At 60.7% G+C, this 10,742-nt stretch carries 11 protein-coding genes; 5 read left to right on the forward strand and 6 right to left on the reverse strand.

Annotated elements, in window-relative coordinates; all coding sequences use genetic code 11:
• Positions 1-4: 4 nt before the first annotated feature.
• Positions 5-1,543, reverse strand: coding sequence for an HDOD domain-containing protein (locus ACXX9E_RS08140; protein ID WP_458555268.1), 1,539 nt, complete (start codon positions 1,541-1,543; stop codon positions 5-7).
• A 166-nt stretch (positions 1,544-1,709) separates the two neighbouring features.
• Between ACXX9E_RS08140 and motA the strand changes: the two genes are divergently transcribed.
• The 3 genes from motA to ACXX9E_RS08155 all read left to right on the forward strand — a co-directional run bounded on the left by motA (position 1,710) and on the right by ACXX9E_RS08155 (position 4,865).
• Positions 1,710-2,561: a flagellar motor stator protein MotA gene (gene motA, locus ACXX9E_RS08145; protein ID WP_123470887.1), complete on the forward strand. Its 852-nt coding sequence runs from the start codon at positions 1,710-1,712 to the stop codon at positions 2,559-2,561.
• Between the two features lie 3 nt (positions 2,562-2,564).
• Positions 2,565-3,641 (forward strand): flagellar motor protein MotB, encoded by a 1,077-nt coding sequence (motB, locus tag ACXX9E_RS08150; protein ID WP_128616217.1) that lies wholly within the window; start codon positions 2,565-2,567, stop codon positions 3,639-3,641.
• Positions 3,642-3,731: 90 nt separating this feature from the next.
• Positions 3,732-4,865, forward strand: coding sequence for a sterol desaturase family protein (locus tag ACXX9E_RS08155; protein WP_123470892.1), 1,134 nt, complete (start codon positions 3,732-3,734; stop codon positions 4,863-4,865).
• Positions 4,866-4,920: 55 nt separating this feature from the next.
• Here the strand turns inward: ACXX9E_RS08155 and ACXX9E_RS08160 are convergent, their stop codons facing one another.
• The 4 genes from ACXX9E_RS08160 to rsgA all read right to left on the reverse strand — a co-directional run bounded on the left by ACXX9E_RS08160 (position 4,921) and on the right by rsgA (position 8,025).
• Complete coding sequence (locus ACXX9E_RS08160) at positions 4,921-5,412, reverse strand: toll/interleukin-1 receptor domain-containing protein (protein ID WP_123470893.1); 492 nt, start codon at positions 5,410-5,412, stop codon at positions 4,921-4,923.
• Positions 5,412-6,371 (reverse strand): caspase family protein, encoded by a 960-nt coding sequence (locus ACXX9E_RS08165; RefSeq protein ID WP_322375030.1) that lies wholly within the window; start codon positions 6,369-6,371, stop codon positions 5,412-5,414. The genes ACXX9E_RS08160 and ACXX9E_RS08165 overlap by 1 nt, the downstream gene beginning before the upstream one ends.
• A gap of 2 nt (positions 6,372-6,373) precedes the next feature.
• Entirely contained in the window at positions 6,374-6,781 is a 408-nt protein-coding gene (locus ACXX9E_RS08170; RefSeq protein WP_123470896.1) for a TIR domain-containing protein, read from the reverse strand.
• 212 nt (positions 6,782-6,993) lie between these two features.
• A complete protein-coding gene (gene rsgA / locus ACXX9E_RS08175) occupies positions 6,994-8,025 on the reverse strand; it encodes a small ribosomal subunit biogenesis GTPase RsgA (RefSeq protein WP_016985702.1) in 1,032 nt (343 codons plus the stop codon).
• A 107-nt stretch (positions 8,026-8,132) separates the two neighbouring features.
• Here rsgA and orn point away from each other — a divergent pair, with 107 nt between their 5' ends.
• Together orn and ACXX9E_RS08185 are read left to right on the forward strand one after the other, a co-directional pair.
• Entirely contained in the window at positions 8,133-8,675 is a 543-nt protein-coding gene (gene orn / locus ACXX9E_RS08180; protein WP_458555269.1) for an oligoribonuclease, read from the forward strand.
• A gap of 246 nt (positions 8,676-8,921) precedes the next feature.
• On the forward strand, positions 8,922-9,533 hold the full coding sequence (locus ACXX9E_RS08185) for a trimeric intracellular cation channel family protein (protein WP_123470899.1): 612 nt from the start codon (positions 8,922-8,924) through the stop codon (positions 9,531-9,533).
• Positions 9,534-9,637: 104 nt separating this feature from the next.
• Here the strand turns inward: ACXX9E_RS08185 and queG are convergent, their stop codons facing one another.
• Positions 9,638-10,702: a tRNA epoxyqueuosine(34) reductase QueG gene (gene queG, locus ACXX9E_RS08190; RefSeq protein WP_123470900.1), complete on the reverse strand. Its 1,065-nt coding sequence runs from the start codon at positions 10,700-10,702 to the stop codon at positions 9,638-9,640.
• Positions 10,703-10,742 lie beyond the last annotated feature (40 nt).

Genomic DNA, 10,742 nt, shown 5'->3' on the forward strand with positions numbered 1-10,742 from the left:
AGCCTCATCGGCCACGGCTGCTAAAGCTGTGCAGGGCTTTTTCGATGCACTGCGCGGTTTTGCCGAACGCCTGCGCGGTGATGTCGGCGAACGGCCCGCCGCCCTGGTCGGCCACGACGATCATGATCACCCGGCCATTGTTGACCAGTGAGCGCAGGAACAAATGTTCGCCGCGAAACAGCGAGCGCAGGCCCGGCGGCAACAACGCGGAAAATTGTGCATTGTTCTCGGGGTTGATCCGCACCTGTGCCTGCTGCGCCAGCAGGCGCTGCAACACCTTGCTCTGGCTGACAACGAAATTCAGCGCGGCGGCGTCTTTCGGCAAACCGAAAGTCTGGTGCACGCGCAGATTGGACTGCGTGCGATCGGCCATCAGGATCATCACCCGGCGCATGCCGCTGGCGACCAGAGCATCGCGGGCAGCGACTGTCAGGCTCATGGCATTGGTGAAGCGGCTCGGTTCGGCGAGCAATTCGGCACATTGCCGGCGCCACTGACTCAGGTCTTCAGCGGACGGCGCGGCGGCAGGCAGCATGCCCGCCGGCAAACGGTGCGTGCCCCACGGCCACAACAGCGACACCGCCGGGTGCCACAGGTCCGGCATCGCATGGTGGCGTGCGCTGTTGGCGGCTTGTTGGTGCAACTGCTGTTGCACTTCATCCATCGAGATTTGCAGATACAGGCTGGTCAGGTACTGCCAGCGCTCACTGTGCGGACTGTCCCAGGCCTGTTGCGCCGATAACGCCAGACCGTTGGCCAGCAGCACGGTGTTGGCCGGCTGATTGAGCCAGCGACGCAGGGTCGGATCGTCATCCAGGCGATTCTGCTGGCGCAACGGGTGTTCGCTGTCGCGGGCGATGCGCAGCACTTTGACCAGTTCGCGCTGTTCGCTGAGCAGCAATTTATAGCCTTGCTGCACCCAGATCGGCAGGTGCCAGACTTGCACCAGCGCCTCGGCGATCTTCAGCAGGCGCACGCCAAACAGTTGCTTCTCGACCACCGGAGCCGATTCGCCCTTGTGGATCACCCGCAATTCCCATTCTTCGAGCAACTCGGGAAACTTCAGCGCCAGTGGCCATAACGGCGAGAGAAACAACAGGCTGCCCCAATGGATGTCCTGCCACAGTCGCGCCAGGCGGCTGGCGAAAAAACCATTGGCCTGTTGCGTGGCGTGCTGGCTGATCATTTGCAGTTGGCGCAGGGCCTTGGGGATCTGCATCTGCGGTTGGGCCGGCAAGCGCGCCAGCAGTTCTTCGGTGCGCGCCAGACCCAGACGGTTGATCGCCACCTCGAGGTTTTCCGCCGGTGCGGACATGGTGCCATGGGTGTGACGATTCGCCTCACGGATGATGCTCAAGGCCAGCGCCGGGCTGTCCTGCATCAGCTCGGCGATGTCGCGTAGCGAGCTGCGGTTGTCACGGATCGCGCGGCACACTTTGTCGTGAGCCTCTTGCGGCACGGGCAGGAGCACGCCATCGAGCAACTTTACCCAGCCCTCGAGGGTGGTCGGTTTTGCGTGTGGGACGTTCGTTTCATTAGCCATGTCTGGACGAGATCTTCACTGACTGTAGACGCGCCCGGCATGGGCTAAATTGGCTTTTCGCCTGAACTGGCTATAGTCTGGCGCAGTTTTGCCGATAAGTAGAAGAAGAGATTTTTTAACTTCCGAATATGACCTTGAACCCGACTTAAATAAGTACTTTCTACCTATGGCTAAAATTATCGGCATCATCGTCGTATTCGCGAGCGTGCTCGGCGGATACGTGCTCTCCCACGGCAAAATTGCCGCCCTGATCCAGCCCTTCGAGGTGATGATCATCGGTGGTGCGGCCCTCGGTGCATTCCTGCAGGCCAACCCCAGTTACATGACGATGCACGTGCTCAAGAAATCCCTGAGCATGTTCAGTTCGCGCTTCAGCCACACGTTCTATCTGGAAGTGCTGGGCCTGATCTACGAGATCCTCAACAAGAGCCGCCGCGAAGGCATGATGGCCATCGAGGGCGACATCGAAGACGCCGCCGCGAGCCCGATCTTCGCCAAGTACCCGGCCGTGCTCAAAGACGAGCGCATGACCGCATTCATCTGCGATTACCTGCGCATCATGTCCTCCGGCAACATGGCTCCGCATGAGCTGGAAGGCCTGTTCGACATGGAACTCTACAGCCTCAAGGAAGACCTCGAGCACCCGTCCCATGCGGTGAACGGCATCGCCGACGCCATGCCGGGTTTCGGTATCGTCGCGGCGGTACTGGGTATCGTGGTGACCATGGCTTCGCTGGGTGAAGGCGATCAGAAATCCATCGGTCTGCACGTGGGTGCGGCACTGGTCGGTACCTTCTTCGGTATTCTCGCGGCCTACGGTTTCTTCGGTCCGTTGGCGCACTCCCTGGCTCACGATGCCAAGGAAGAGCTGAACGTCTATGAAGCGATCAAAGCCTCGCTGGTGGCTTCCGCTTCCGGCATGCCGCCATCGCTGGCGGTCGAGTTTGGTCGCAAGGTGCTGTACCCGGCCCACCGTCCAAGCTTTGCCGAGCTGGAACAAGCCGTTCGCGGTCGTTAAGTCATGGAAAATAACCAGCCGATAATCATCAAGCGCGTCAAGCGCATCGCCGGCGGGCATCACGGCGGGGCGTGGAAAATCGCCTTCGCCGACTTCGCCACGGCGATGATGGCGTTCTTCCTGGTGTTGTGGCTGCTGTCCACCGCCACACCGGAACAGAAGATCGCCATCGCCGGTTACTTCAAGGACCCGGTCGGCTTCTCCGAAAGCGGCACGCCATACATCATTGATCTGGGCGGCACGCCGACTCTCGCGCCGGAAAACACCCTCAACCCCGAAGTGAAGTCGCAGCCGCAACCGGACAAGGTCACGGTCGACACCGAGCAGGTCGAAGGCATGGCCGAGCAGGTCGAGAAAGAACGCCTGGAGCTGTTGCTGCAAGAGCTGCAGAACAAGGTCGACGAGAACCCGCAACTGCAGAAATTCAAGGATCAGATCCTGTTCGAGATCACCCCGAACGGCTTGCGCATCCAGATCATGGACGCCGAAAACCGGCCGATGTTCGACTCGGGCTCGGCGCGTCTGAAGCCGTACTTCGAAGACATCCTGCTGGCCATGGCCGACACCATCAAAGCGGTGCCGAACAAGATCAGCATCAGCGGCCACACCGACGCCAAGCCGTACACCGGCACCGGCGATTTCGGTAACTGGGAGCTCTCGGCCAACCGCGCCAACGCCGCCCGGCGTGCCTTGGTTGCCGGTAGCTATCCGGAGTCGCAGGTGGCGCGGGTGGTGGGTTATGCCTCGTCGGCATTGTTCGACAAGGAAAACCCGTTCAACCCGGTCAACCGTCGCATCGACATTGTGGTCCTGACCAAGAAGGCTCAGGCAGCCATCGAAGGGGCGCAAGGTGCCGATCCGGCCAAGCCGGCGGATGACAGCCAGAACGGTAACGCTCCGGCGACACCGGTCGATCCGAACGCGCTGCCGGCGGATCAGCAACCGGTGCCGGCGCACGAACTGCGCGAACGGCTCAACCTGTTCGACGACGCCGCGCCGAAACCGGCCGCGCCGGGAACTGCGCCGCCGGCACCCGCTGCGCCACCGGCCACTGCACCGGCTGTCGCGCCGAAGCAGTAACCGACAAAAAGCCACGGCCACCGTGGCTTTTTGGTTTCTGCCTGCGTCGCAATGAGCAGTCGCAGTTATCGCATTCACGGAAGATCAGTTATGGAAAGACTCAAAGCCTATTTTCAACGGCACGGCAACGCACCTTTCAAATTTGGTGAGGGGCGGGTCAGTGGCTATATTTCAGCCACCCTCGGGCTGTTGAGCCTGCTGGCGGTGCTCTGTTTCCTGTTTCCTGAATGGCTGACCACCGCCGAACTGCGCAAGGTCTATGACGAGCAGTTCGCACGCACCACGCTGTTGCTCGGGCTGGTGCTGTCGTTCAGCCTCGGCACCCTGAACATCCTGCTCAACAAGCGCAAGCGCCTGGGGATTACCGGGCTGGTCGCATCGGGGCTGGCGGTGTTCCTCGGCGGCACCAACGTGCAAGTCAGCGAAATCGGGCAGACCCCTTACTCGCTGGGTCTGGACTGGTTCGTCCTGGCGCTGCTGGTGTCGGCGATCGTCTTCATTCCTTTGGAAAAGCTCTATTCCAAGGACCCCGAGCAAAACATCCTGCGCCCGCACTGGCGCACCGACCTGACCTATTTTTTCGTCAGCCACATGCTGGTGCAGTTCATCCTGATTTTCATCACCGCCTCGTCGGGTTACATCGCCGGTTGGGCGGTGTCGCCGGGGTTGCAGGCCAGCGTCCAGAGCCTGCCACTGGTGGTGCAGTTCCTGCTCGCGGTGCTGGTGGCGGATCTCGGCCAGTATTGGCTGCATCGTCTCTACCATGTGGTGCCATTTCTGTGGCGTATCCACGCGGTGCATCACTCCAGCACCCACATGGACTGGCTTGCCGGTTCGCGCGTGCACTTCATCGAAATCCTGCTGACCCGCACCGGCGTACTGGTGCCGCTGATGCTGCTGGGGTTCGCGCCTCAGGCGTTGAATGCCTACGTGATTCTGGTCGGTGTTCAAGCGGTACTTGCCCACGCCAACGTGCGAATCAATGGTGGCTGGCTGAACTACCTGATCGTCCTGCCGCGTTATCACCACTGGCACCATGCCCGGCACAAGGACTACATCTACAAGAACTACGCGATCCACACGCCGTTGGTGGACATGCTGTTCGGCACGTTCAAGCTGCCGCCGAAAGAGTGGCCGGTGCGTTATGGCGTATTTGGCAAGGAGCTGCCGGGCGGGATCGTGCGTCAGCATCTGTATGCGTTTCGCAAGCCTGAGCCGAAGTAGGCCAGGTGGACAGCAAAAGCCCCGAATGTTCGGGGCTTTTTTGTGTCTGGTGGGGTTAGAAGCCGCGCCGGATACGGTTCTTCAATCCCTCATGGAACATCTCGGCATTGGTCTTGTTGGCGCTGCGTGTCGATTGATTACCGGTCACCGAGTCGAGCGTCATCGAGCGCTTGATTGTTCCTTCGCTGCGATAAGCGTCGATGAAGAAATCCACATCGGCCGGTGTGCTCAGCTTCGGCCACTTATCCAGATAAGCCGGCAATTGCGTGGGGCCGGTCTTGAATGAGCAGATCCGCCGATTGCTGATCGTCGCCTCGCCGATTTCGAACGGCACCCACCACGACAATGCGGTTTTCTCTGACACCACTGCCAGTAGGTGCGTGCATTCGGTGATGTTGCGCGTGATGACCTCGGTGATGTCGTCGGTGGTCTGCGATTCCGGGTCGAGCACGTCGAGGTAGGTCTTGATGTTGGCCTGCATCAATTGGCTATTGATGGCCATGGCCTGTGGACGATCCATGTGGCGGTAGCTGATGAATACGGGCATCAGAAGTGTCCTTTTAGGGCGAGTTCGCGGTAGTAGGCACCGAGGGCGGTGAGGCGGCAGCCGGTGGAGTTGATGGCCGCGTAATACATGTGTTCGGCGCCCACCGGTTCTATCAGGCTGTGGCGATTGCACATTTGCAGTTGCTTGAAGATGTCGCCGTGCTCGGGGTCGAACAGCGCTTCGGTGGGCTCGTAGCTGGGGTCGAGCCTGAAGACGAAACTCGGCTCGGGGAACCAGTCCTTGAGTTTGCGTAGGGTTTCCTCGGCAATCAGCGGTGCCACTTCGCGCAGTGGCACGAACTGCGACACGTTGGTCTTGAATACCGGACGCTGTTCCCAGGCTCCCAGCGCATTGTCGACAAACGAATAGACGCTACCGGGGGTGACCTTGCCGAGCACGTTGGCGGCGCCACCATGCAGCGCTTGCAGCAACAGATCCGTGAACACACCGTGGCCGCGACTTTCGAGGGCGGACTGTTCTTTTTTGCAGGCGGTGAGAATGGTCATGCCTTCGCCGATCACACTGCTGCCGCCGCGTAAATTGCGCATGGCACCTGCTGCTCCGGCCTGGCAGCAATCGAGAATGATGATTTTGTTTTTGATCTGCGACGCCTGATCAGCCCACAGCAGAATGTCGCTGATGCGGATACCGTCTCCGCCAGGCTGGTAGTCCTGAGGAATCAGTAGCCCTTCGTCGATGCTGGTGTCGAACTGCCCATGACCGGCGAAGTACAGCAGTGCCACGTCACAGTCGCCTGAGAACAGGCTCTGGATCTGCTGTTTCATGTGTTTGAGCGTCAGGTTCTCCTCAGAGGAGGTCAGCACTTTGCTGCTGAAGTTCGGGCGCCCGTTGGCGTGGCGCTCCAGTACCGAAGCCATGGCCATTGCGTCGTTGTTACAACCGCTCAAAGGAGCGACATGGGCGTAGTGGTTGATGCCGATAAACAGTCCCTTGCGCATGGTTACACCGCCGTGTGCAGGCGAATCGCACTGACGATGCTGTTGGTGTTCCACGCGCATTCGGCGTGCGCCGCTTCACGCACCACGGTGGAAATGCGCTCGGCGCCGAATGGCTTGATCGCGATGATCACCTTGCCCATCCGTTTGGCGATCTCGATTTCCTTGTTGATCCACTTGCTGTAGGTCGAATACATCCCGGCCATGATCAGCACCGCCGAGCAAGGGCGAATCTTGTTTTCGATGGCTTCTTCGAGCTGCTTGTCAGTCTGCGCACCCATGATCGGGTTATGTGGCGGCACGGAAAAGTTCTTGAAACTGAAATCCGGCTTGGCGCCGAGCAGGCGTACCAGATTGTCGTGAGCGTGGGCGTAGTTCCACGAATGGCTGATGAACAGGTGATAGGTCTGCATAGGGTTCCTCGAAGGTCGCAAAGGTGCGAAGGAGGACCCCAATCTAGGCATCTGGAGCTTGCCTACAAGGGCTGGGCGGTGAAAGAGAAATGTCCTGCAGGCGGGCATGCGCAGGCCTGTCAGAAAAGTCTGACGTTTAACGAAATCGGGGATTTGTCAGGCGCGGTCCGACATCCGGCAGCCCTCGGGCGAGGTGCTGCCGGTGCAGGTGTTTAGTAGCCGTTTTCCGGCAGGCTGGCGATGATCGAGCGGTAGCTGTTCATCCGCTGCTGCTGCACGCGGCCGTCTTCCAGGGCCTTGAGCAGTGCACAACCCGGTTCACGGTCGTGCTTGCAGTCGCGGAAGCGGCAGGTGCCGAGCAGGTCGTTGAACTCGATGAAACCGGCTTCGACGTCGGCGCGGCTGACGTGGCCCAGGCCGAATTCACGGATGCCCGGGGAGTCGATCAGCTCACCGCCACCGGGGAAGTGGAACAGGCGCGCAGTGGTTGTCGTGTGCGTGCCCTGGCCGGACAGCTCGGACAACGGCCCGACGCGGGTTTCGACTTCCGGCAGCAGGCTGTTGACCAGCGACGACTTGCCGACACCGGACTGGCCGACGAACACGCTGATGCGGCCGTCGAGCTGCTGTTGCAGCTGTTCCATGCCGTTGCCGTGATGCGCCGAGACTTCCAGCACCGGATAACCCAGCGTGCGGTACACCGCCAGCAGCGCATTGAGTGCCGGGGCGTTCTGCTCGTCGATCAGGTCGAATTTGTTCAGCAGCAGCAACGGGCGGATGCCGGCGTGTTCGGCCGCGACCAGATAGCGGTCGATCAGGTTGGCATGCGGCTCGGGCAGCGGCGCGAAGACGATGACAATCATGTCGACGTTCGCGGCTACTGGCTTGAGCTGGCCACGGCTGTCCGGACGGCACAGTTCGGTGGTGCGCGGCAGTTGCGCGACGATCACCCCGATGCCCTGGTTGCCGGCACGCCAGACGACTGTGTCGCCGGTTACCAGCGCGGGCAGGTTGGCGCGCAAGTGGCAGCGGAACACCTGACCGGCCTGATCACCGTCAACAGCTTCGACCTCGACCTGCACACCGAAGTGGGCGATTACCAGGCCTGTTTGTTCCGGGCCAAGGTCGCCGCCCTCAAGGGCTTCGACCGCCGAGGACTCGCGTTTGGCGGCGCGGGCGGCGCGCTCGCCCTGAATCTTTTCGATGCGCCAGTTTTGACGACGATTGAGTTGGCGTTTGGCCATGGGTGTTCCGTCTGAAGAATGCAGCGATTAGGTAAAACGGCCGCGAGTTTAGCACGCCCGGGCACTGGCCTAGGCTAAACTGCGCAGCATTGCCTAGGAGCCCGAATATGCAAAACCCGCAGAACCTGATCTGGATCGACCTGGAAATGACCGGTCTGGATCCGGAAAACGACGTCATTATCGAAATGGCCACCATCGTCACCGACAGTGACCTCAATACCCTGGCCGAAGGCCCGGTGATCGCCATTCACCACAGCGACGAAGTGCTCGTCCGCATGGACGAGTGGAACACCCGCACCCACGGCAACTCCGGCCTGACCCAGCGGGTGCGCGACAGCCGCATCAGCATGGCCGAAGCCGAGGCCGAAACCATCGCGTTCCTGGAGAAGTGGGTGCCGAAGGGCAAGTCGCCGATCTGCGGCAACAGCATCTGCCAGGACCGGCGCTTCCTTTATACCCACATGAAAGCGCTGGAAAGCTACTTCCACTACCGCAACCTCGATGTCTCCACGCTCAAAGAGCTGGCCGCACGCTGGGCGCCGGATGTCCGCGACAGTTTCAAGAAGGGCAGCACCCACTTGGCGCTGGACGACATCCGCGAGTCGATCGCCGAGCTGCAGCACTACCGCAAGCACTTCATCAAGTTCTGACTTCGGATTCGGTGGGTGATGGCTTTTGTGGCGAGGGGATTTATCCCCGTTGAATTGCGAAGCGATCCCCGTGCATTAAAACGGAGAGACCGCGTGTGCAGGTTTTGCGACTGCTGCGCAGCCGAACGGGGATAAATCCCCTCGCCACAGGTATCGCGTTCACCGAGTAATCTGGAATGGCATCGCCCCCTTCTGGTGCGGCACCGAAATGGCTAGACTGCGCGCCTTCCTGCCTGGACCGCCGCCATGTTGCTGATGCTCTATCTGATTGCCATTACTGCTGAAGCCATGACTGGCGCGCTGTCTGCCGGACGGCGCGGCATGGACTGGTTCGGTGTGGTGCTGATCGCCTGTGTCACGGCGCTGGGTGGCGGCTCGGTGCGCGACGTGCTGCTCGGGCACTACCCGCTGACCTGGGTCAAACACCCGGAATACCTGGTGTTGACCTCGGCGGCAGCGATGCTCACCGTGTTCACCGCCCGCTGGATGCGTCATCTGCGTTCGTTGTTCCTGGTGCTCGATGCGGTGGGCCTGGTGGCGTTCACCCTGATCGGCTGCATGACCGCTCTGGAAATGGGCCACGGCATGCTGGTGGCTTCGGTCAGCGGCGTGATCACCGGGGTCTTCGGCGGCATCCTGCGCGACATCTTCTGCAACGACATCCCACTGATCTTCCGTCGCGAGCTGTACGCCAGCGTCTCGTTCGCGGCGGCGTGGTGCTACATGCTCTGTCTGTACCTGAATGTGCCGGGCGAGCAGGCGATCCTGATTACCTTGTTCGGCGGTTTCCTGCTACGACTGCTGGCGATCCGTTTCCACTGGGAAATGCCCAAGTTCGTTTATAACGATCAGCCCTGACGCGATTCCCTGTAGGAACTGCCGCAGGCTGCGAGCTTTTGCTCTTGTCTGGTAAAAATCAAAGTCACAAGATCGCAGCCTTCGGCCGCTCCAACATTGTGTGATTACGCGAGGCCGTGCTGTTTCAGTGCCCACTCGACGTGTTCGCGGACTAGATCGGATGGGTAGTCGCGGCGCGCCTTCAAGGCTTCCAGCACCGGAATGCTCGACGGTGCATTGCCCAGGCCCACGGCCAGATTACGCAACCAGCGTTCGTAACCGGCGCGGCGCAGCGGCGAGCCTTCGGTGCTGCTGAGGAATTTGTCCTCGTCCCACAGAAACAGCTCGGCCAGTTCGGCGTTGTCCAGATTGTGCCGTGGCTTGAAGTCGCTTTCCCCGGACGGTCGGGCGAAGCGGTTCCATGGGCAGACGATCTGGCAGTCGTCGCAGCCGAACACGCGGTTGCCGATCAGCGGGCGCAGGTCTTCGGGGATGGCGTTTTTCAGTTCGATGGTCAGATAAGAGATGCAGCGCCGGGCGTCCAGCACATAGGGGCCGACGAAAGCGTTGGTCGGGCAGATGTCCAGGCACGCCGTGCAGCGACCGCAATGTTCGGTGCTGTGGGGTTCGTCCACCGGCAGCGGCAGGTCGACGAACAGTTCGCTCAAGAAAAAGTAACTGCCAGCCTTACGGTTCAATACCAGCGTGTTTTTGCCGATCCAGCCTAGCCCGGCCTGCTCGGCGATGGCTTTTTCCAATACCGGCGCGCTGTCGACGAACGCGCGAAAACCGAACGGGCCGATCTCGGACTGGATCTTGTCGGCCAATTGTTGCACGCGTTTACGGATCAATTTGTGGTAATCGCGGCCCAAGGCATAGCGCGACACGTAAGCTTTCTCCGGTTGCGCCAGCATTTGCGCCATTTGCGTGTCGCCGGGCAGGTAGTCCATGCGCAGCGAAACCACGCGCAAAGTGCCCGGGACGAGTTCCTCGGGGTGCGAGCGTTTACTGCCATGTGCACCCATGTAATCCATTTCGCCGTGGTAGCCGGCTGCGAGCCAGCGTTGCAGGTGCTGCTCATGCTCGGCGAGGTCCAGGCCACTGATGCCGACTTGCTGGAAGCCCAGCTCGCGGCCCCAATCCTTGATCGATTGGGCGAGGGCGGGCAGATCTGTGGGGATGGCGGACATGAGGCGAGAGAAACCGGAGCTGAGGTGCGTATAATTCTGC

Source organism: Pseudomonas sp. GNP014 (genome assembly GCF_054344005.1).

Excerpts from the sequence above, each read along its gene's own strand:
- ACXX9E_RS08140 (WP_458555268.1), bottom strand. The coding sequence starts at position 1,543 with ATGGCTAATGAAACGAACGTCCCACACGCAAAACCGACCACCCTCGAG.
- motA (WP_123470887.1), top strand. The coding sequence starts at position 1,710 with ATGGCTAAAATTATCGGCATCATCGTCGTATTCGCGAGCGTGCTCGGC.
- motB (WP_128616217.1), top strand. The coding sequence starts at position 2,565 with ATGGAAAATAACCAGCCGATAATCATCAAGCGCGTCAAGCGCATCGCC.
- ACXX9E_RS08155 (WP_123470892.1), top strand. The coding sequence starts at position 3,732 with ATGGAAAGACTCAAAGCCTATTTTCAACGGCACGGCAACGCACCTTTC.
- ACXX9E_RS08160 (WP_123470893.1), bottom strand. The coding sequence starts at position 5,412 with ATGCCCGTATTCATCAGCTACCGCCACATGGATCGTCCACAGGCCATG.
- ACXX9E_RS08165 (WP_322375030.1), bottom strand. The coding sequence starts at position 6,371 with ATGCGCAAGGGACTGTTTATCGGCATCAACCACTACGCCCATGTCGCT.
- ACXX9E_RS08170 (WP_123470896.1), bottom strand. The coding sequence starts at position 6,781 with ATGCAGACCTATCACCTGTTCATCAGCCATTCGTGGAACTACGCCCAC.
- rsgA (WP_016985702.1), bottom strand. The coding sequence starts at position 8,025 with ATGGCCAAACGCCAACTCAATCGTCGTCAAAACTGGCGCATCGAAAAG.
- orn (WP_458555269.1), top strand. The coding sequence starts at position 8,133 with ATGCAAAACCCGCAGAACCTGATCTGGATCGACCTGGAAATGACCGGT.
- ACXX9E_RS08185 (WP_123470899.1), top strand. The coding sequence starts at position 8,922 with ATGTTGCTGATGCTCTATCTGATTGCCATTACTGCTGAAGCCATGACT.
- queG (WP_123470900.1), bottom strand. The coding sequence starts at position 10,702 with ATGTCCGCCATCCCCACAGATCTGCCCGCCCTCGCCCAATCGATCAAG.